The 21,974-nt window shown below is 40.3% G+C and carries 19 protein-coding genes; 14 read left to right on the top strand and 5 right to left on the bottom strand.

Annotated features, from left to right (window positions below; genetic code table 11):
• The first annotated feature begins 58 nt into the window (after nucleotides 1-58).
• The 9 genes from A33Q_RS09440 (at nucleotide 59) to A33Q_RS09400 (ending at nucleotide 7,879) form a co-directional block, all read left to right on the top strand.
• Nucleotides 59-835 carry an enoyl-CoA hydratase/isomerase family protein gene (locus tag A33Q_RS09440; RefSeq protein ID WP_009034329.1) on the top strand — a complete coding sequence of 259 codons (777 nt, stop codon included), beginning with the start codon at nucleotides 59-61 and terminating at the stop codon, nucleotides 833-835.
• Nucleotide 836: 1 nt separating this feature from the next.
• Complete coding sequence (locus A33Q_RS09435) at nucleotides 837-2,747, top strand: RecQ family ATP-dependent DNA helicase (protein ID WP_009034328.1); 1,911 nt, start codon at nucleotides 837-839, stop codon at nucleotides 2,745-2,747.
• The gene (locus A33Q_RS09430; RefSeq protein ID WP_009034327.1) at nucleotides 2,748-3,341 is read left to right on the top strand and encodes a hypothetical protein; all 594 of its coding nucleotides are present in this window, start codon (nucleotides 2,748-2,750) and stop codon (nucleotides 3,339-3,341) included.
• A 1-nt stretch (nucleotide 3,342) separates the two neighbouring features.
• On the top strand, nucleotides 3,343-3,894 hold the full coding sequence (locus A33Q_RS09425; protein ID WP_009034326.1) for an NUDIX hydrolase: 552 nt from the start codon (nucleotides 3,343-3,345) through the stop codon (nucleotides 3,892-3,894).
• Nucleotides 3,895-3,912: 18 nt separating this feature from the next.
• On the top strand, nucleotides 3,913-4,353 hold the full coding sequence (locus A33Q_RS09420; protein WP_009034325.1) for an acyl-CoA thioesterase: 441 nt from the start codon (nucleotides 3,913-3,915) through the stop codon (nucleotides 4,351-4,353).
• Nucleotides 4,354-4,484: 131 nt separating this feature from the next.
• Nucleotides 4,485-5,105 carry a tetratricopeptide repeat protein gene (locus A33Q_RS09415; protein WP_200862458.1) on the top strand — a complete coding sequence of 207 codons (621 nt, stop codon included), beginning with the start codon at nucleotides 4,485-4,487 and terminating at the stop codon, nucleotides 5,103-5,105.
• On the top strand, nucleotides 5,105-6,067 hold the full coding sequence (locus tag A33Q_RS09410) for an L-threonylcarbamoyladenylate synthase (protein ID WP_009034323.1): 963 nt from the start codon (nucleotides 5,105-5,107) through the stop codon (nucleotides 6,065-6,067). Before A33Q_RS09415 ends, A33Q_RS09410 begins: the two co-directional genes overlap by 1 nt.
• An 86-nt stretch (nucleotides 6,068-6,153) precedes the next feature.
• Entirely contained in the window at nucleotides 6,154-7,353 is a 1,200-nt protein-coding gene (locus A33Q_RS09405; protein ID WP_009034322.1) for a phosphoglycerate kinase, read from the top strand.
• A gap of 187 nt (nucleotides 7,354-7,540) precedes the next feature.
• Complete coding sequence (locus A33Q_RS09400; protein ID WP_009034321.1) at nucleotides 7,541-7,879, top strand: hypothetical protein; 339 nt, start codon at nucleotides 7,541-7,543, stop codon at nucleotides 7,877-7,879.
• Nucleotides 7,880-7,922: 43 nt separating this feature from the next.
• Here A33Q_RS09400 and A33Q_RS09395 read toward each other — a convergent pair whose 3' ends face one another.
• A complete protein-coding gene (locus A33Q_RS09395; RefSeq protein WP_009034320.1) occupies nucleotides 7,923-10,256 on the bottom strand; it encodes a glycoside hydrolase family 3 protein in 2,334 nt (777 codons plus the stop codon).
• A 197-nt stretch (nucleotides 10,257-10,453) separates the two neighbouring features.
• On the opposite strand from A33Q_RS09395, the gene A33Q_RS09390 reads away from it, so the two are divergent.
• Complete coding sequence (locus A33Q_RS09390; protein ID WP_009034319.1) at nucleotides 10,454-13,909, top strand: ThuA domain-containing protein; 3,456 nt, start codon at nucleotides 10,454-10,456, stop codon at nucleotides 13,907-13,909.
• Nucleotides 13,910-13,988: 79 nt separating this feature from the next.
• Here the strand turns inward: A33Q_RS09390 and A33Q_RS09385 are convergent, their stop codons facing one another.
• From A33Q_RS09385 to A33Q_RS09370, 4 genes are all read right to left on the bottom strand, one after another.
• Nucleotides 13,989-14,738, bottom strand: a complete 750-nt coding sequence (locus tag A33Q_RS09385; RefSeq protein WP_009034318.1) for an NIPSNAP family protein — start codon at nucleotides 14,736-14,738, stop codon at nucleotides 13,989-13,991.
• 6 nt (nucleotides 14,739-14,744) lie between these two features.
• Entirely contained in the window at nucleotides 14,745-15,128 is a 384-nt protein-coding gene (locus tag A33Q_RS09380; protein WP_009034317.1) for a transmembrane 220 family protein, read from the bottom strand.
• 112 nt (nucleotides 15,129-15,240) lie between these two features.
• Nucleotides 15,241-16,176 carry a hypothetical protein gene (locus tag A33Q_RS09375; protein ID WP_009034316.1) on the bottom strand — a complete coding sequence of 312 codons (936 nt, stop codon included), beginning with the start codon at nucleotides 16,174-16,176 and terminating at the stop codon, nucleotides 15,241-15,243.
• Nucleotides 16,177-16,251: 75 nt separating this feature from the next.
• Nucleotides 16,252-17,154, bottom strand: a complete 903-nt coding sequence (locus tag A33Q_RS09370) for a mechanosensitive ion channel family protein (protein ID WP_009034315.1) — start codon at nucleotides 17,152-17,154, stop codon at nucleotides 16,252-16,254.
• Between the two features lie 159 nt (nucleotides 17,155-17,313).
• On the opposite strand from A33Q_RS09370, the gene A33Q_RS09365 reads away from it, so the two are divergent.
• The 4 genes from A33Q_RS09365 to A33Q_RS09350 are packed head-to-tail and all read left to right on the top strand — an operon-like array spanning nucleotide 17,314 to nucleotide 21,973.
• On the top strand, nucleotides 17,314-18,855 hold the full coding sequence (locus A33Q_RS09365; RefSeq protein ID WP_009034314.1) for a bifunctional GNAT family N-acetyltransferase/carbon-nitrogen hydrolase family protein: 1,542 nt from the start codon (nucleotides 17,314-17,316) through the stop codon (nucleotides 18,853-18,855).
• A complete protein-coding gene (locus A33Q_RS09360) occupies nucleotides 18,803-19,408 on the top strand; it encodes a KdsC family phosphatase (protein WP_316929410.1) in 606 nt (201 codons plus the stop codon). The genes A33Q_RS09365 and A33Q_RS09360 overlap by 53 nt, the downstream gene beginning before the upstream one ends.
• Before the next feature lie 2 nt (nucleotides 19,409-19,410).
• Nucleotides 19,411-20,253 carry a 3-deoxy-8-phosphooctulonate synthase gene (kdsA, locus tag A33Q_RS09355; RefSeq protein WP_009034312.1) on the top strand — a complete coding sequence of 281 codons (843 nt, stop codon included), beginning with the start codon at nucleotides 19,411-19,413 and terminating at the stop codon, nucleotides 20,251-20,253.
• A 43-nt stretch (nucleotides 20,254-20,296) separates the two neighbouring features.
• Entirely contained in the window at nucleotides 20,297-21,973 is a 1,677-nt protein-coding gene (locus A33Q_RS09350) for a L,D-transpeptidase family protein (RefSeq protein ID WP_009034311.1), read from the top strand.
• Nucleotide 21,974: the final 1 nt, after the last annotated feature.

The raw sequence follows: 21,974 nt of genomic DNA, 5'->3' as shown, positions 1-21,974 counted from the left end.
CTCATTTTTGGCACTCTATCTTTCATCATCAAACTATGAAAATAAACCCCAATATAAAATGAATAAGGCAGTTATAACTTCCATCAAAGACCGAGTAGGATACATTACCTTAAACAGACCTGAAAAAAGAAATGCCCTCAATGATGAGATGGTGGGGGAGTTAAAGCAAAGTTTGGGGGATTTTGAGAACAGTTCGGAGGTCAAAGTAATTGTGATCAGAGCTTCAGGAAAAGTATTCTGTTCAGGGGCTGATTTGGCTTATCTTCAGTCTTTGCAGACCAATACATTTGAAGAAAATCTTGCAGACAGCAGAAGTCTCAAAGAGCTTTTTTATAGGATTTATACCTCTCAGAAAGTTATCATAGCAGAGGTTCAAGGCCATGCTTTAGCCGGAGGGTGTGGTCTAGCGACCGTTTGTGATTTTTCATTTGCAGCAGAGGGAGCCAAGTTTGGTTATACAGAGGTCAAGATTGGTTTTGTACCTGCAATTGTCAAAGTGTTTTTGATCAGAAAAATAGGAGAGGGGAAGGCCAAACAGCTTTTGCTTGATGGAGATTTGATTGAAGCTGATGAAGCACGGGCTATGGGACTTGTCAATTGGGTGGTGTCACCTGAGGATCTGGAAGATAAGGTATTCGCTTATGCCAGGAAATTAATCGAGCAAAACTCATCACAATCTCTGTCGCTCACCAAAGAAATGATAGGGAGAGTTCAGGAGAAAAGCTTGGAAGATGGGTTGGACTATGCTGCCAGGATGAACGCCAAAGCCAGAGGGTCGGAAGACTGTCAGAGAGGGATTGCTGCATTTTTGAATAAGGAAAAACTAACTTGGTGAATTGAAAGCCCAAGCCCTACATATTCTCCAAAAGGTATTTGGATACAGTGACTTCCGCCCAAGTCAGTTGGAAATAGTATTGTCAGTTTTGGAAAAAAGAGACTGTATTGCTTTACTTCCTACGGGAGGAGGGAAATCAATCTGCTTTCAGGTGCCTGCACTTGCCGTTGAAGGGATATGTGTGGTTATCAGTCCTCTGATAGCATTGATGAAGGACCAAGTGGATAATTTACGGAAAAGAGGAGTGCTTGCTACTGCGGTTTACTCAGGTATGAGTAAAAGAGAGATTGACACTGTCCTGGATAATTGCATTTACGGGAATTATAAATTTCTGTACCTATCCCCTGAAAGACTCAAATCCGATCTTTTTATTGAGCGTTTTAAAAAAATGAATGTGAATCTCATTGCAGTAGATGAAGCACATTGCATCTCTCAATGGGGATATGATTTCAGGCCTCCCTATTTGGAAATTGCAAATATCCGTGAATTTCATCCGGAAGTCCCTTGCCTTGCCTTGACTGCTTCGGCTACGATTCAGGTAAAAGAAGATATCATATCCAAATTACAACTTCAAAACCCTGCTGTATTTGTCAAGTCTTTTTCCAGAGCAAACCTAAGCTATACTGTGAGATGGGCAGAAAACAAGCTTGAACAAGCCATTGAAATCTTAAAAAAGGTACCTGGTAGTGCCATCGTGTATGTCAGAAATAGGAAGGGTACCAAAGACATAGCTTCAGTATTCCAAAGGATAGGTATTGAGGCGACTTTTTATCATGCAGGCTTGGATAACACAACAAGGGAGCTCCGACAGACTGAATGGAAATCTGGAAAAGTCAGGGTAATGGTGGCCACAAATGCTTTTGGGATGGGGATAGACAAGCCGGATGTTCGGATGGTAATTCATGTGGATCTTACCGAAAACCTCGAAAATTACTATCAGGAGGCGGGAAGGGCCGGTCGGGATGAGAGAAAAGCCTATGCGGTCCTATTGACCAATGAACAGGATATCCAAACTTTGGAAGAAAGAGCGGCCATGGCTTATCCACCCCTGGAGTTTTTGAGAAAAGTTTATCAAAGCCTAGCTAATTATTACAGAATGGCAGTAGGTAGCGGGTTTATGGTGAGTTTTGATTTTAATATTTCAGAGTTTACAAGCAATTATAATCTAGATTTACTAAGTGTTTACAATGCCATCAAGGTTTTGCAGGAAGAAGGATTGATCGAAATGAATGAAGGTTTTTATGCTCCTTCAGCCTTAAAATTCTCAGTGGATCACAGTTCCCTATATGAATTTCAGATTGCCAATGCGCGGCTTGATCCCGTGATTAAGATGCTTCTCAGAACCTATGGAGGAGAGTTGTTTTCTGATTTTCTGAAAATTCAGGAAGGGAAGCTGTCAAAATCTCTAAATATTTCTGAAAATCAGTTGATCAAAATTTTAGAACAATTAGACAGTCAGGGAATCATTGCCTACTCTAAAAGGAAGGATCAGCCTCAAATAACATTTTTGACTGAAAGATATGATGCAGGCAAACTGCCCCTAAACAGTAAAAGGATTGAGGAAAGAAGGCAGAACGCTATTTCCAAGGCAAAATCCATGATCGCCTATCTCCGTGAAAAGGATGTCTGCAGGGCTACACAAATCTCCAATTATTTTGGGGAAGAAACAGAGGCAAGTTGTGGGATTTGCGATGTCTGTGTGGAAAGAAGAAAATCAAAGGAAGATCAGAGTGTCAAGCTTCGGAACAAAATACTCCAAACTTTAAGGCTGGGAACTTTGTTTTCTCTCCATAACATCCAGGAAATCCCCGGATTAAAAAAAGATGATTACACCGTTAGGGTATTGAGAGAAATGGAAGACGAAGGTTTGATTATTTGTGAGCCCAACGGTAATTATAAAATTAAAGACTGAATGGCCTCATTTATAGAAGACATATTTGGAAAGCTTTTTCCCAAAAAGGATCAACGCATTAACATCAAGGAGAATTTCACCCAGACCGAAGATCAAAAAGACGCTGTTGAGGAGTGGTTGGTTTCTGAGGAAGGAATAGAACTTCTGGCACTGATTGAGAAAAATTACCATTTCAAAAATTCAGGCATGAATAATAAGCCTGAAGTACATATTCTCAAATCTCCTTATGCCAATGGCTTTGCTGTTTCCTATGAAGAACCACTTACTGAAGAAAGTTTTTCCAATCTTTTCTTTGCATTTGGTAGACGAATGTTAGATTTGGGATATAGTAGGGTCAGCTTAGACCGGAAGATTGAAGAAGTCAACGACAATGTCAAGACGACCGAGAAGCAGTATTTCAAACCACCACTGAGTAACGCTGACTTTTCAAAAAAAATAGACCAGCTGTACGGCAACGTAAGTATAGAAAAAGTCAGTATCAACGATAAACCCAATTTTCTAAAAGTTCTTGTAACGGTGTATTCCGATCACCTGTATAAGAATGCAGATCCTTTTGAAGAGTTTATTGATAATGTCTTTCAAAACAAATCCTGAGATGAATAGAAAAATTTTAAGAGAAAACCTCGAAAATTACCGCACACCTTTTGAAGAAGAGGCTTCATTCATTCAGGATTTTATAGACCTGACGCATGATGATCTGGCTTTTCAAAGGGAGCGATTGCATGGGCATTTTACAGCCTCTGCATGGATTGTAAACAAAAGAAGGACACATACTTTGATGACCTTGCACAAAAAGCTTAATAAGTGGCTTCAATTAGGAGGGCATGCTGACGGTGTAGAAAATCTTCAAGAGGTAGCCATGAAAGAAGCAATTGAAGAAAGTGGGCTGTCGTCTTTGAGTTTTGTGGATTCCGGGATTTTCGATATTGATAGACATGTGATACCACAAAGAGGGGATATCCCTGAACATTTTCATTACGATGTGAGATTTTTGATTGAAGCAGAAATGAATGAACCCTTGATGATATCTGAGGAAAGTATGGACTTGGCTTGGATTCCTTTTGACACAGTCGAAGACTTGGTGGGAAGCAATATTTCAATTCTTCGGATGTTAGAAAAAACCAGTAAATCCGAAATTCTATTATAATTTTCAAAGAAGCAATAGATGGAAAAGTATTCTACAGAGGATGTCAAATCCTCTTTTTCTTTTTCTGTGCCTGTTCAGGTGCGGTTTTCAGATATTGATGGCTACATGCATGTCAATAATGGTATTTATTTTAGCTATTTTGAGCACGCAAGAGCATCTTTTCTTTATGAAGTATGTGGATGGGATGTTATGAAAATAGGCACTGTGGTGGCCAATATCAATATTGACTTTAGACTTCCTATATATGCATTGGATAAACCAGAGGTTTTTGTAAAAATCAAAAATGTAGGCAATACATCCTTTATAATGGAACAAATCATCATGGGTAAGGACATAGAAGGCAAAGAAAAAATATATGCCTCTGCTACTACTGTAATGGTTTCTGTTTCTATGGAGACAATGCGACCCGTACCGGTACCTGAAGAATATAGGCTAAAAATGGAATTGGCTTCTTCCTAAGCTCTTTAATTCCCTATCTTTGCGCAAAAAAACATATCAAAGTGAAAAACAAACTGCTTTGGCTTTTCGCCATCACAATACTATTAGCTTGTAGTCCTTCAGAAGAGGAGCTTTTTGATGAAGGAATCAAGATGTTGGAATCTGGGGAGTATCAAAAATCGATTGAATTTATGGACAGGGTGATTGATAAAAATCCAGAACATACTTCTGCTTATAACGCTAAAGGTGTGGCTTTTTATCAACAGGAGAAATACGACGAAGCAATAGAAGCTTTTTCTGCCTCGATTGACTTGGACGAGACTTCCTATAAGCCTTTCTTCAACAGAGGGAACGCCCACCTAGAGAAGAAGCAGTTCAAAGAAGCTGTTTTGGATTACAACAAGGCCAATGGACTTGATCCGCAGCAATCTGACATTTATTACAATAGAGGACTGGCCCTTTTGGGAATGGAAGAATATGAAGATGCTATTTTTGATTTTGATGTGATCCTTCAGGCCAATCCCAATCAGCCTTTAGTACAATTCAATAAAGCCAAAGCACAATTGGGTAATAATGATCCAGTAGCAGCGATAGAGTCTTTGGTCAATACTGTCAATATGGATAACAGCAATGGTCCAGCGTACTATTTGCTTGGAGTCACTCAGATGTCAGCCTTTGGCCAGAAAGAAGATGGATGTGCAAATCTTAAAATGGCTTTGAGTCTGGGTTTTTCAGAAGCAAAAGTCTGGATTGATGATTTCTGTAAGGACTGATGGCGGAAATAGGACAGGATATAGAAAGAGCAAAAAAACTCTTGGAATCAGGACATTTGGTTGCTATTCCTACAGAGACTGTGTACGGGCTGGCGGGCAATGCTTTGAATCCTGATGCAGTTGCCAAAATTTTCCAAACCAAAAAGCGGCCCACTTTCGATCCCCTGATAGTCCATACAGATGAACTTTCCAAAGTTCATCAATTTGTAAAGGAAGTGCCGGAACAGTTAAAGGTTCTAGCTGATAAATTCTGGCCTGGCCCATTGACTTTACTCCTGAAAAGGAAATCACTTGTTCCTGATCTGGTGACCAGCGGTCTTGAAACAGTTGCAGTAAGAATACCCAAACATCCTTTGACAAAAGCCCTGCTTGCCTCTTTGGATTTTCCTCTTGCAGCACCAAGCGCCAATCCATTTGGGTATATCAGCCCGACCCAAGCCTCACACGTGAATGCACAGCTTGGGTACCAAATACCATATATTTTGGACGGAGGACCTTGTGAAGTTGGACTAGAAAGCACTATTGTCGGATTAGAAAATGGGCAAGTGACTGTGTACAGACTTGGAGGGTTGGATATTCAGGAAATCGAAGAGGTAGTTGGTGATGTGCAAGTAATGGCACATTCAAGCAGCAATCCAAAATCTCCCGGAATGCTGAAAAGCCACTATGCACCTTCCAAACCATTTGTGTTGGGAGATGTTGAAATATTGAGTGCGGCATATTCCCGGCGGGGGGATCGCTTTGCGGTTCTAACATTTACCAAGGTTTTGCCAAATGTTCCAGCGGAACTTCAAAGACAGTTAAGCAGATCAGGAGACCCTGCTGAGGCTGCAAAAAAATTATTTGCAGCGATGAGGGCTTTGGATACCTTGGATGTTTCCGTAATTTTATCGGAGCTTTTACCTGACAAAGGGCTTGGAAGAGCGATCAATGACAGGTTAAAAAGAGCTGCGGCCAATTGATTTTGAATTTTGAAACATAATTGTTTTGGACATAACCCCGTAATCAATAGTCTGATTACATCAAAACCTTTTAAAAACTCATAACCATGAATGAAAGAATCAAAAGTGTAGACAACCTTGACTTCAAAGGAAAAAGAGCCCTGATCAGGGTGGATTTCAATGTTCCATTAGATGAACATCAAACTGTAAGTGATGATACCAGAATACGTTCTGCAATACCGACCATAGAAAAAATCTTAGAATCAGGAGGTTCTGTCATCCTGATGTCTCATTTAGGCAGGCCGAAAAGCGGTCCGGAGGATGTTTTTTCACTGAGGCACGTAATCAGTACTCTCCAAAAAAACTTAGGCAAGAGTGTGAAGTTTGCTCCGGATTGTATTGGCAGTGAAGCTGTAAATTTAGCCACGGGTCTGAAGCCAGGAGAAATATTGTTGTTGGAAAACCTAAGGTTTTACAAAGAAGAGGAAAAAGGAGATGAGGCCTTTGCAGAAAAGCTCTCAAAATTAGGGGATGTCTATGTCAATGATGCTTTTGGAACCGCACATAGGGCACATGCTTCGACTGCAGTGATTGCCAAATTTTTTGATACCAAGGCAGCTGGATATTTGATGCGCTCAGAATTGGAGAATGCTGATAAGGTAATGGAAAAGCCAGAAAGGCCTTACACAGCCATTATGGGCGGTGCGAAAATTTCTGACAAAATTCTAATTATCGAAAGGCTTCTGGAAAAAGTAGATAACCTGATCATAGGTGGTGGAATGTCTTACACTTTTTCCAAGGCAAAGGGAGGCACTATAGGAGATTCATTATGTGAGGAGGACAAGCTGGATTATGTCAAAGAATTGATGCAAAAAGCAGAAGCAAAAGGAGTGAAAATCATTCTGCCTCTAGATACAGTGACCTCAAAAGCATTTGCAAACGATGCAGAACAAGATCTTGCTACAGCAGGACAAATCCCGGATGGTTGGATGGGGCTTGATATTGGTCCTGAAACAAGAAAGCTTTTTTCTGATGTGATCAAATCATCGAAGACTATTCTCTGGAACGGGCCTATGGGAGTGTTTGAAATGAGTAGCTTTATTCATGGAACCGTAGCCGTAGCTGAAGCAATAGCTGAGGCAACTGAAAATGGCGCATTCTCTCTGATTGGAGGGGGGGATTCCGCAGCTGCTGTAAACAAGTTTGGTTTTAGCGACAAAGTATCCTATGTTTCTACAGGAGGTGGAGCCTTATTGGAGCATATGGAAGGAAAAGTACTTCCTGGTGTAGCGGCCTTGATGCCATAGAGGAAAATAAATTCTAGAAATTGAGTTAGTTTAAAGGACCGGAATATCGGTCCTTTATTTTTTAACACATGATCGAAAGTATTTCCAAATACCGTAGGTTAGGAAAGTTTTACTAAATTGGCCTTGTCTAAATCGGTGATTCCGGTTTAGCTTTAAAGTAATCATCCGAAAGTTTGCTTGAGATTTTATGTTAAAGATTTCCGGAACAGTGTTGTTGCTAGGCTTAATCCTGCTTACAGGGTGTATGGAATATGAAAAGATCAATTCTGTATGTGAGGTTTTTCTTCAGACAGAAGATGGCTCTGAGCGATTCTATGAAATTAATGAAGATATCAGAAGAAATAAAAAGACCGGAGTTTTTACCTACAGAGATGAAGATGGGAAATTATGGTCCATTTCTGTAGATGCGGATGGGAATTATTGGTCAAAAAGTACCGATGAAAGACCAATACGTGTTGAACGTATAGTATGTGGAAACAGTGTGTACCTAGAACAAGAAGAGGAACATAACGAAGAAGCCGGGTAAATTGCCCGGCTTTTCTTTTTCAATTATTTGGGCTAGGACCAGTTTATTTTTTGCTATATTTTCTAACCCTATTATCCTCAATGACTCCCGACCAATTCAGTCCAAAAGCAAAATCATATTTATTTCCCAATTCATCTATATGGCATTCCATATCATGGGGAACGTCCTCATGTTGCAATTCCACAGTTTCCATATCTTTTGGCATTTGTATGGGGAGCAATCCAGAGGGTTCCGCTTTGCCAGTCAAGATATCCAATACCGCTTGATCCTGTACTCCGAAGTGTAAGAGGATTCCATCAACTTGATTTTCAAATTCTTCGAAAACCAATGGATTACCAGTTTGAATAATTGAAATTACAGGTTTGTCACCCATTTCCTTCTTTGTGTCCCTTAAAGTTTCCAACTCCTTAAAGTTTGCTGCAGTAATGCTTTTGCCCTTGTAAGTCCTATTAGTGACTTCAGGTGCAATGACTGGATCTCCGGCAGCAATACTCTGGGCTCTTGCATGCTCTGCAGTATAAGGGCCATATTGCAAGCTGATGGGCACGTAGCCTGTACCTCCTTTTTCCCGGTCTTCAGGATCATATCCAGTACCTGATTCAGGGTTGCTCATAAAGACCAATGCAACTTGTGCTTCCTCTGGGGTGCTGACCATTTCAAAATAATTGGTAGCGATGGCTTGGTTGATAGCATCTACCCATTTTTCTTCGGATTTTATACCCCACCAATTAGTTGTCGAAGGGATATATTTTTGCGGTATATATACTTTCGTTTTTTCTTGTAGGGGGAGGATGGAGTTTTTGTTTTTAAGCATTACAATAGATTTTAGCTGAGCTTGATACCCTTCATCCATAAAATCAGGTTTACCGACCGTTTTCATTGTTTCGGAAGGATCCAAATATGGGTTTTCAAATAATCCCGCCTGAAAAATATTTCTTAATAGACGTACAGCTGATTTTTCAAAACGTGCCCGCATCCATTCTTCGCCGTGCTCTTCCACCCCTAATTGGAAAGCGGCGAGGACAGGTTTGATATCATTGTTTCCGCCAAACTGATCAGCTCCAGCCATGATAACCTGATAGTGTCGCTCATCCACTGTTTTCTCTTCCATACCCCAAGGTTTACCTCTGAAGTCTTCAGGATTTGGACCTTCATTTCCGGTTACTCCCCAGTCAGTACAAACTACCCCGTCATAGCCATATTCTCCGCGAAGGAGGTCGGTTATCAAATACTCATTGTAGGCATTGGCAGTGTTGAGCTTATTTTTCACATCCTGATTATATGAAATGGTGTAATAAGGCATTACTGCAGTAGCAGATTTGGTTTTGCCATTGAGCTTGAATGCTCCCTCAGTAAAAGGCTTTAAGTGATCTTTGAAGTTATCACCAGGGTAAACAGCAAATTTTCCATAGGAAAAATGTCCGTCTCTGCCCCCTTCTTCAGGTCCTCCTCCCGGCCAGTGTTTTACCATTGCATTGACACTGTGAAAGCCCCAGCCATTACTGGTTTCTTTACTTCCTTTAGATGTCTGAAAACCGTCAACGTAAGCTCTAGCCATATCTGTAGATAAGGTGGGATCTTCGCCAAAAGTCCCTTTTAGCCTATTCCATCTAGGCTCTGTTCCCAAGTCTATTTGAGGGGAAAGAGCTGTAGTCAAACCAAGCGCCCTGTATTCTATCGAAGCAACCTCACCAAACCTTTCCACTAAGTTAGGATCAAATGTGGCCGCCAAACCCAGCGATTCAGGCCACATGGAAATCGTGCCTCCAGCTCCGGCATTATACTCTGTACTTGCCACAGGACCATGCCTAGGGTCTGAACTGTTATTGGCGGGTATCCCAAATCCAAGTCCTTCTACAAAGGCTTGCGCTTGATTGTTCCATCTAGCAGCTATTTCAGGGCTCTCAACCCGAGTCAGCAAGACGTGCCTGAGGTTGTCTTCTGTCAAAAACTTCTTTTGTTGGTCGGAAAGCGAATAATTAGGCAATCCACTTTCTTCCAAGTTTTTACCATTATAAGTCCCGGCACCAAATCCTCCGGATGCAGATGGGATTGATTGGTGGGAACTGTACAGCATCAATCCCGCAATTTGTTCCACCGAAAGCCTGGATGCTAAGTCTATTGCTCTTTCTTCATAACTCAACCTCCAATCTTCAAAGGGGTCGATATGCCCGTTTTTGTCAAGGTCTTTGAATTTTAGTCCATCGAGATCCAATATCCTTACTCCTGAATTTTTGGAATACCCTAAAGATGCTCCCTTGCTTTGAGTGATCAGTACTATTCCATCTTCCTTTTCTGTTACCTGTACTTCATTGTTTTCGCAAGAAACAAAAATGAAGGCGGATAAAAGGAGAAGAACCAAGCTGTTTGTTTTCATGATTTTGGCTTTTTAGAATTCAAATATATCCCAAAATGTAAAAAATACATAATGATGTTTGCTAATTTAAGGGATTGAGTATTTATTTGAGCTTGAATTATTTATACTTACCAATCCTACAATGTATATTCCTTTAATAAGAATAATTGATCTACTAAAGGATATTTCACATTATCTTTCTCAAAACTATTAGACCTATGATAACCTCTAAATGCCTACCCAAGTACCTTCTGGTACTTTTGATTATCCCATTTTTATTCTTTTCCTGTAATAATAAAAGAAGCGGTGACCCAAAGGTTCTGATCTTCAGCAAAACAGCCGGCTTCTATCATGAATCCATTCCGGACGGAATAGCGGCTATAATGAAGCTGGGGGAAGAAAACGGGTTTTCTGTAGACACTACTACCAATTCAGCCTTGATCAATGAGGAAAATCTTCAACAATACGCAGCTGTCATCTGGTTGAGTACTACGGGGGATGTTTTGAATCATTATCAGGAGGCAGACTTTGAAAGATATATACAAGCAGGTGGAGGGTATGTTGGGATTCATGCAGCTACAGATACAGAATATCATTGGGGTTGGTACAATAGGCTCGCAGGGGCTTATTTCTGGAACCATCCAGGTATGGGAGACCCTCACCCGAATGTTCAGGATGGTTCAATCAACGTTACAGACAGAACACATTCCACGACCAGATTTTTGCCGGAGATCTGGAACAGAAGAGATGAATGGTATAGCTTTAAGCAAATGAACCCTGATGTCAACGTTTTGATGGACATAGACGAAGACAGCTATCAGGGAGGGTATGCCATGGGGCACCATCCGGTGGCTTGGTATCATGATTTTGATGGAGGAAGAGCATTTTACACTGCCGGAGGCCATACCACAGAGTCTTTTCAAGAAGAACTTTTTCTTAAGCATATACTTGAAGGAATCAAGTATGCCATGGGGGATAACAAAAAACTGGATTACAGCAAAGCTAAAACACAGCGAGTCCCAGAAGAAAACAGGTTTGAAAAGACCGCATTGGTAATGGGTGAATTTACTGAGCCTACTGAATTTACCATTTTACCCAATTTGGATATTCTTATTGCGCAAAGAAGAGGTGAAGTGCTTCATTACAAGAGTGGGGATACCACTGCCCGGGAAGTTGCAAAGCTTGATGTATACTGGAAAACAGACATCCAGGGAGTGAATGCAGAAGAGGGATTGATGGGGATGCAGAAAGATCCCAACTTTAAAAATAACGGACATGTCTTTGTCTACTATGCCCCAAGGGGGGATCAGGAAATCAATAGGCTTTCGAGATTTACTTTTAAAAATGACACCTGGGATATGGATTCTGAAAAAATTATTTTGGAATTGTACTCTCAAAGAAATATTTGCTGTCACACTGGCGGTTCCATTGCATTTGATAAAGACGGGTTGCTTTACCTGTCTACTGGAGATAACAGCACACCATTTGACCAATCCGACAGTAAATATGTCAATCGAGGCTATGCGCCATTGGATGATAGGCCTGGTTTTGAGCAGTTTGACGCCAGAAGAAGTTCAGGGAACTCCAATGATCTGAGAGGTAAAATTCTAAGAATCAAAGTAAATGAAGATGGCTCTTACGATATACCTGATGATAATCTTTATCCAAAAGGTATGGATAAAACTAGACCTGAGATTTATGTACAGGGGAATAGAAACCCTTATAGGATTACAATTGACCAAAAAACGGGATTTCTATACTGGGGAGAGGTAGGGCCAGATGCAAATCCGGATAGTTTGCAAACAAGAGGTCCTAGGGGTTATGATGAAGTCAATCAAGCCAGAAAAGCAGGAAATTTTGGCTGGCCATATTTTGTAGGTGACAATTATGCGTATGTAGAATATGATTATGGAACTGGTCAATCGGGCATCATATATGATCCTGAAAAACCCGTGAATAATTCAAGAAATAATACAGGACTTCGTGAATTGCCTCCGGCAGAGCCTGCATTTATCTGGTATCCGTATGGAGCTTCAGAGGAGTTTCCTCAAGTAGGAACAGGTGGACGAAATGCAATGGCAGGACCTGTCTATTACTCTGATATGTTCCCAAAAGAAACGAGATATCCGTCTTATTATGATGGGAAGTTATTCATCTACGAATGGGTAAGAGGGTGGATCAAAGTTGTAACCATGAAGCCGAATGGCGACTTTGATAAGATGGAGCCATTTATGTCCACTACCAAATTCAATGCCTTGATTGATATGGAGGTGGGGCCTGATGGCAAGATTTACATCCTTGAGTATGGCAATGGTTGGTTTACTAAAAATCCTGACTCTGGATTATTTAGAATCGATTTTAATGATGGAAACAGGACTCCCGTAGTCAATTCCATTGCAGTAGATAAATCATCAGGAGCTTTGCCATTTACAGCTACATTTACTGTAGACGCTTCAGATCCTGAAAATGATCCTTTGACTTATGTATGGAACTTAGGCAATGACGTAGTGAAGACTACAACAGAACCAAGATTAGAACATACTTTTGAGCAAAAAGGTGATTATGATGTTCAAGTGGAAGTCCAGGATCCAGCAAAACTTTCAGCAAAAAGCACTATAGTTTCTGTTTATGCAGGCAATATAGCACCGGAGGTAGCCATCAAAATACTTGGTAACCAATCTTTCTACTTCCCGGGCAAACCAGTGAAATATGAAATAAGTGTAAATGATCCTGATGATTCAGAGGCAGGAAATGATCTTTCTACCTTGTTTGTGTCAGCTGATTATATCTCAGGATTGGATCAGGCGGAAGCTTCCAAAGGACACCTGATCATGACTGATGCCATGACAGGAAAAAGTCTCATAACTTCTTTAACTTGTAAAACTTGTCACAAAGAAGATGAGGCATCCATTGGACCGTCTTATACAGAAGTTGCCAGAAAATACCGTAGAAATCCAAATGTTACAGATTATCTGGTTAATAAAATCCAGAAAGGAGGCGGTGGTGTCTGGGGAGAAACTGTGATGCCGGCAAATCCGGAACTTTCTTATGCTGATGCAAGCAAAATTGTAGCCTATATCACTAGTCTGGGCAGAAGAGGGGGTGAAGAAAAACCATCTTTACCAGCGCAAGGCTCGGTTGATCCTCTTGTAGGCAAGCCAGCCAGTGAGAATGGAGTATTTGTTCTTTCTGCCAGCTTTACAGATCGAGGTGGAGAAGGTATAAAACCACTTACCGGCAATGCAGCTGTTACTCTTAGAAATGCTTCCATAGACATTAGTAGTATCAAAAATATGGAGGGTATTTCCACCATGGCTTTCGGAGGAAGAACCTTTATGTTGTTGCCAAGTAGTGGTCAAGGTCATTTTGTCATTCCAAATCTCGACCTGACTGATATAAGTTCTATACAATTGATGGGCGGCGGTCAGGAAGCTACCAAAAACGGTTTCCAGGTTGAGGTCAGACAAGGATCCCTTTCGGGAACAAAATTAGGTGAAGGTATTTTCAAAACAATGGCAGGGGTTGGCCCCGAAGGCAGACCGGGAGGTATGTTGAGTGTTCCGCTTTCCAATCAGGACACTTCCAAACCACAGGATCTTTATATCATCAGTAATCCTTTGGAAGATGATGAGGAAATGGCGGTGTTCTATGTGATAGAATTTAAAGCAAAATAATCTTATAGGGCAAAATAAAAAGCGGGCTTCAAAATCATTTGAAGCCCGTTTTTTTATTTTATTTTCTGGCCCTTGTGCCTTATTTCAAAGGCGAGAATGGCAATGATCTGAGATAGAAAGAATCAATTTTTTCTACAATTTTACCGTCTTTTTCAGAGTCATCTCTGACTTTTACCCATTTAGGATCTTTTCCAAATTGACTGAAAGATTCTTTTGCAGCATGCTCACTTTGATGTGCTAAAAGATAAACCAGCTTGGACTGTTCTCCATTCGGTTCCTCTGTATACCAATACATGACATTGGTCATTCCATGATTTTGGAACAGTTCGCGGGTATGATCCCTGAATCTGGCATGAATATTTTCCACTCTACCTTCAAACATATAGTATTTTCTAAGCTCAAATATTTTCTCTCCTTTGGGTAGGTCTTTGACAATTTTGGGGCTCAGCTCACCCGATAATGTCATGAATGTCTGATCCACATTGGCTACGAGTGGTCCATTTGCTTCAGACGCTTGATGGACTTTCTTCCATTCTGGGTCATTGGCAAATGAATTCCATAAGGAATTTCTACTTTCTTTATCAGGATAGGCGAGGATAAAGAGCAGAAATTTCGGTTCGTCTTCAGTAGGTAAAAAATAAGCAATGTTTTCAATCCCATGTTTTTCAAAAAGTTTGAGAGTGTGGTTTTCAAATCTTGAAATCAAATCATCCATTTTCCCCTCATGGTTGGTGTATTTTCTCATTTCAAAATACTTTTTTTCGTCCTGCGCTAAACAAACGCTAACCAATGCCAGGACAAAGGTCATCAGAGATATTAGTTTTTTCATTGTTATTTAAGGTTTAGTGATTTGATGTTTTTTCCAGCCCAAATAGGCAGATACAGCTAATACAGCGGCAATTATCAATAAGCCGAAAGTTTCTCTGGCCTCTTCTGATTCTTGGGTTTTCATGCTCAGGTCTTTTTGTTCAACTTCGTAGGAAATCCATTCTGATACCGAATCAGGGAAAAAGTAAAAGGCTCCGATGAGGCAGGCAATGATGGCGATTGTCAGAGGGATCATAGGGTGTTTTCCTTTCACTGCCAAAGCAGAGAAAATTGCAGCAGCTATGTATATAGGAGCCCAGATTTCCGGATCAGGGTCATTGAGTTGCCAATAGGCAAATAATAAAAATGCAAAAAACCAGAAAATAAAGAAGTACTTGAAATAAGGTTTCATAGGTTTGGGTTTTGGATGATACAGCGAATTTAAAAAATATTCAGAGACCAAACCGTGAAATTATCTGTCTGGTAAAAAGAGAAGGTTTATATGGGCAAGGATTAAACAGAAACTACCAGAAACGGAAGCGTTTTTCGTATATCCTGTTTCTGAAGATCCAGTTGTCCCAAATGTCTTCAGATAGATATAATTCTACTCCAATATTAATTCCTAAATAGCCATCATATCTTTCAGTTAGTCCGGATCCACGTCTGACCCTCCCATTGTTTCTCAGGATTCTATCTACATCAGGTTCTCCATTTTCCCTGATAAAATCCGGATTTCTAATTGCCAGTCTCAAGCGGTCTGGGTTTGGGCCTTCCCCGTTTGTTCCATAATCCCTCACGAGATCCAAGTAAAACTCACTGACATTGAAGGCGGAAATATCATCCATGTAATCGGTTAAAGTCCAACGGTAGTTAATTTCCAAAAACAAATCTGCATACACGTTGGCTTTGTATTTCATTCCTATTCCTGTAGGGAATACAATAATGAATTTATTGTAAGGATTGTTTTCTATCTGCAAGGGTCTTAGTGGAACCCATTGATCACGCAATCTGGCTTCAGGGTCGTTGGTTGATACTCCTACGCCTGCAAAAGCATAAAAATTCAGAAAATCACGGGTAATGTTGTACTGACGGACCGGCTTGAGGTAGATTTCCCCAATGGCAGATGCCTCCCAATTTCTCGCCCGGAAATGAAGATTTCTGGGTTGTCTGAGACTTCGTGGATCTGCGGGAGGGTCTTGTCCCGATAATTCATAGTAAGTTCCTTCCACACGTCCTTTGATGTGTGTACCCAACACACGCCTTACCGCAAAGTTTACATTCCAATCAGGCTGGATGCCTTCATTATATTTCCACAAAGAATACAATTCACCAAAATATTGGGTAGGACCAATAGAAGCAGAAATGGACCAAGGGGTTTCAAACCTGTATCGATAAAAACTCTGGGATACTGCCGTATGCCCAAGCAGTATAAAAAAAACCAGTGTTAATACCCTTTTCATTGCATTGTAGTTAATGCATTTTTCTATTCCAAACTAATCAAAAGTCAAATGCGCAATAAATAAATGCAAAAAAGCTCAATTTTTCAATTTTTCGGGTGCACTTATAATATGTATGTCTCTCTGTGGGAAAGGAATTTCTATGTTTTCCTCTCCAAATCTTCTGAAAATCTCAAAATACAATTGACTCTTCAGAACCCTGGGCTTATTGACATAGTCACTGGTCCATACTCTAAGAATGAAGTTTAGGCTGCTGTCGTCAAACTCATCAAAAAGCACATCCGGAGCTGGGGTTTTCAGGACATTTTCATTTTTATCGGCTACTTCTAATAGAATTTCTTTAACCTTCTCTGGATCCTCCTTGTACGAAACACCTACCTCAAAATTGAAGCGAACTTTTCTGTCATTATGGGACCAATTGATTACTTGACTATCAATAAATTGTGAATTAGGAATGATCACAGAAATATTGTCGTTGGTGAGGACAGCAGTGGAACGTGCAGATATCCTTATCACATCCCCTACGATGTCGCCTACTTCTATTCTATCTCCAACCTTAATGGGTTGCTCGAAGAGAATAATCAATCCACTGATAAAATTATTGGTGATATTTTGAAGACCAAAACCAATACCTACACCCAATGCACCTGCAAGAATACCGAAAGCACTTAGGTCGATTCCATTAGTCTGTAGAATAGAAAAAAGGCCCGCAATCACAATGACGTACTTAACAATAGTACCTACAGATTGCCTTGTACCTCTTTCAATTTTATACCTGTTGAGTACGCGGTTGACAAGTAATCTTCTGATCCATTCTGAGATAAAAAACAATAAGACTACCGATAAGGCCAATGTCAGAAGAAGACCTATAGTCAATGAAGAGTCTCCGATTGAGAAGAGCTTAAAGCTCATGACTTCATTGAATAGATTTAAAAATTCGGCTAATTTTTCTTTTTTAAATTCCCAGATATCTTCACCCATATATTCCTAATTAAGATTGCTACCTTTAAATTTAAACTTTATTGAACATTATAAGGCCCTTGGCTAAATAATTGTTTTAAAAACAGTATATAGTTTTGTTTTCAAACCAGCACTTTGAGAATTTAAAATTATTGATTGAAAATTGGTTAATTTTGTATCATGAGTAAGCAAAGAGAAGAATTAGAACATAGATTAAAGTTAAGAAACATCAAGCTATCAGATTACGAGGATATCAGGGAAATAATGATATCCATCTATAAAGACCAAGGTGGTGCTTGGACTAAGCAAGAACTAAAAAATCAACTGAAAGCTTTTCCTGAAGGTCAGATTTGTATAGAAGATAATGGTAAAGTAGTCGCTGCAGCTTTAAGTCTGATCGTAGACTATGCAAAGTTTGGCGATAACCATACCTACGATCAAATTACCGGTTTTGGGAAATTTGATACCCATGACAATGATGGGGATACCCTTTATGGAACAGATGTGTTTGTAGACAAGGAATACAGGGGAATGCGTTTGGGAAGGAGGCTTTATGATGCCAGAAAGGAACTTTGTGAAAACCTTAATCTGAGGTCTATCATTGCCGGGGGACGTATTCCAGGCTATTCCAAGTACTTTGATCAAATGACTCCAAGGAAGTATATTGACCAAGTCAAAAGCAAGGAGATTTTTGACCCTGTCTTGTCATTTCAATTGGCCAATGAGTTTCACGTTAGAAAAGTAATCACCAAATACCTACCTGAAGATACTGATTCCCGGGCTTACGCTACTCTTTTGGAGTGGATCAATATTTATTATGAGAAAGATGAAAAGCTCATAGGGAATAAAAAGTCAATAGTAAGGTTGGGCTTGGTACAATGGAAAATGAGGCGCTTCAACAGTGTTGATGACCTGATGCAACAGGTTGAATTTTTTGTGGATACTGTTTCTGGTTACAAATCGGATTTCTGTTTGCTTCCGGAGTTTTTCAACGCTCCCCTTCTTGCGGAATTCAATGACATGGATGCTTCAGAAGCTATCCGTAATTTGGCGGACTATACCGATGAAATCATCAGCCGGATGAGTGACTTGGCCCTTTCATACAATGTCAATATCATTGCGGGAAGTATGCCCGAATATGACGGGAAAAAATTGAGAAATGTCAGTTACCTCTGCAGAAGGGATGGAACGACTGATAAGCAATACAAACTACACATTACCCCTGATGAACAAGCTTACTGGGGATTGCAGGGGGGGAATGGTATAAAGGTATTTGATACTGATGCCGGAAAGATCGGGATTCTGATATGCTATGATGTAGAATTCCCTGAATTGGGTAGAATCTTAGCCGAGCAGGAAATGGATATTTTATTTGTGCCATTCTGGACGGATACCAAAAATGCTTTTCTACGTGTTAATACCTGTGCAAAAGCCAGAGCAGTCGAAAATGAATGTTATGTGGCCATCACCGGTTCTGTTGGGAATCTTCCAAGGGTTGAAAATATGGATATCCAATATTCCCAATCTGCGATCTATTCCCCTTCTGATTTTTCCTTTCCACATGATGCAACAGTAGCCCAAGCAGCAGAAAATGCCGAGACTACAATTGTAGCTGATGTTGATCTTGATCTATTGACCAAACAAAGAAAAGCCGGAAGTGTAAGAAATCTTGAACAAAGAAGATTGGATCTGTATTCTGTGCAGTGGAAGAAAAAGAAATAAGATGGAAGAATATTTTAAGGATCTGAATCCGCAAATCAAGGAAAAAGCACTAAAGATAAAATTGCTGGTAACAGATGTAGATGGAGTGTTGACAGATAGTGGGATTATCTATGACAACTCCGGTATGGAGTACAAGCGCTTCAATGCAAAGGATGGTTTTATTGTGCTTCCTTTGAGGAAAAACGGGATTTTAGTTGGGGCTATCAGTGGGAGAAAATCCAAGGTGGTTGAGGATAGGTTTGAGGAGCTTAAATTTGATTTTCACTATCATGGTATTTGGGACAAGGATAAAAAGCTTCGGGAGATTTTGGAAGTTTTGGAAATCTCTTATGAGGAGGTGGCCTACATAGGAGACGACATGATAGATTTACCTTTGTTGGATAAAGTAGGACTAGCCTGTTGTCCAAATGATACTTTGCCATACATTAAAAATAAGGCTGATTTTATTTCTTCTTTTCCAGGGGGGCATGGCGTGTTCAGAGAAGTGTCGGATATGATTCTTCACTCCAAAGGTTTATTAGTAGAGGTGATTGAAAGATATACTAAAAAGTAACTATGAAGCTTTTTGAAAGTGCTATTAGGATTAGCAAGTCCATCTTGCTGGGAGATAGGAGGCCTGTGATTTTTAGTGGTCCATGTGCTATAGAAAATGAGCAAATTTGTATGGACATTGCGGGCACTTTAAATGAAATTTCCCAAAAACTTGACTTTGACCTGGTTTTTAAGGCTTCTTTTGACAAGGCCAATAGGACTGCTGTCACTTCATTTAGAACCGCCGGAATTGAACAGGGGCTTGGGATACTTTCAAATGTAAAAAAATCATTTAGCCTCCCCGTTTTGACAGATATTCATGAAAGTGATCAAGCCGCAACTGTTGCTGAGGTGGTGGATGTTTTACAGATTCCGGCATTTCTTTGCAGGCAGACAGATCTTTTACTTGCTGCAGGAAGAACAGGCAAAGCTGTCAAAATAAAAAAAGGTCAGTTTATGGCTGCGGAAGATATGCAATATGCCATTGAAAAAGTAAAAAGCACTGGCAACAACAATGTTTTCTTAACTGAGAGAGGGACTTCTTTTGGTTACCATGATTTGATTGTAGATATGAGAAGTCTTCCGGTCATGAGGCAATATGCCCCTGTAGTATTTGACGTGACCCATAGTGTTCAACAACCGGGAGCACAGGGAGGAAGCAGTGGAGGAAACCGAAGTATGGCTCCTTTCTTGGCCAAGGCAGCAGCAGCCTCTGGCGTAGATGGCTTTTTTGTAGAGACCCACCCAAATCCAGATAAAGCATTAAGTGATGGTCCCAATATGATACCTTTGGTCAAAATGCATGAATTTTTGGAAATGCTCCTGGATTTTTGGAGGCTTGAAAAAAGAAGTTCTTTTGAAATTTAGTTTTATACCCTGCCATCATTCATTTGATTCACTATCTTAGGTTATGAAGAATTTTGTAACTCTCATTTTCATTTTTATCACATTAGGGATTTCGGCTCAAGATGTCCCGGTTCAAGACGAAGAATTATCCAATCAGATACGGAATTTTCTTGAAAATGACAGTCCAGAGGAAATCAGAATGGTCATGGGTAGGCGCTTATTTAGTTCTGTGGTGATGAAGAGGTTTTATACCTCAAGAGGCTTTGAGGCTGCTTGGAGTGAAGACAGAAAGCTTAATGAGATAGCCTACGAAATGCGCTATGAAATTCAACAATCAAAATTTGACGGACTCACCCCAAATGATTATCACCTAAAGACAATAAATGAGCTTTTTTCATTGATTGAAGAAGACAAAAGACTTGGGCAAGCAAGCGACTTTCAAGCCCTTGCTTCACTGGATGTCCTTTTGACTGACGCATTTATCATGCTTGCTTCACATTTAAGTTTAGGAAAAGTTGACCCAGAAGCATTGAAAACCACTTGGAATATACAGCGTAATGCACCCCAGCTCAGGTTTGATGAAAAGTTAGCAGAAGGTTTAGAAAGTGGAAGACTTAGAAAAACCATAGAGGAGTTTTATCCAAACCTCTCCATTTATAAAAAAATGAGAGATGGCTTGAGGGAGATGTATGATTTTGAAGCAAAAATGAAACTTAGTACAAGGCTATCTTGGAAGACACTAAAGGCTGACAAATCAATCAAACCGGGAGAAAATCATAGTGAAATCCCTGAAATTAGAAAAAGGCTGATTTTTTGGGGCTATCTGAATGATTCAAGCCAAACAGATAGGGTATACGATGAGCAAATGGAGGATGCGGTAAAAGCATTACAAAGCAGACATGGATTAGAACCGGATGCCGTGATAGGAAGGGGGACAATGAATGCCATCAACCAATCACCACAAGATCTTGTTGCCACCGCTTCGGTTAATTTGGAAAGGCTGAGGTGGTTGCCTGACAATGTTAAGGATCAGGAACTGATTTTGGTCAATACAGCCAATTTTCAACTAGACCTAATTCTAAACAGGGATACAGTATTGACTTCCAGGGTTATTGTAGGCAGGAGTTATCACTCTACTCCACAATTTAGCGCAGAGATGTCTTATTTGGTTTTTAGCCCTACTTGGACAGTGCCCAACTCTATTACCAGGAGTGAAATTATTCCGGCTGTTAGGAAAGACCCTTCCTATTTTCAAAAGAAAAATATGAAGTTGTTGACTTCAGATGGAACAGAAGTGAATCCTGCGAATATTGATTGGAACAAAGTCAACCCGAGAAGTTTCCCCTATACAGTCAGGCAAGAGCCAGGGGAGCAAAATGCGTTGGGTTTGGTAAAATTTATGTTTCCTAATAAATATAGTGTCTACATTCACGACACGCCTTCGCGAAGCCTTTTTGCCAGAGAAGACAGGGCCTTGAGTCATGGATGTATTCGGGTTCAAAAGCCATTTGAACTGGCCAAGATCTTACTTTCTTATGATCAAAAATGGACAGATGAGCGGATCCGTAACGCCATGCGTCAGGACAGGGAGCAAACGGTACTGCTCAACAGGAAAATTCCAGTAATTATCCTCTACCTCACCTATTGGTCAGATTCCAAGGGGACAATCAATTTCAGAAATGACCTATATAATAGAGATCAAGAGGTTTATACAGCTCTTTTACAGGAAAGGAATCAATAAC

The organism is Indibacter alkaliphilus LW1 (genome assembly GCF_000295935.2).
Classification (GTDB): domain Bacteria; phylum Bacteroidota; class Bacteroidia; order Cytophagales; family Cyclobacteriaceae; genus Indibacter; species Indibacter alkaliphilus.
Note: the sequence above shows the minus strand (reverse complement) of the source record. Positions and strands in the feature narration are given on the sequence as shown.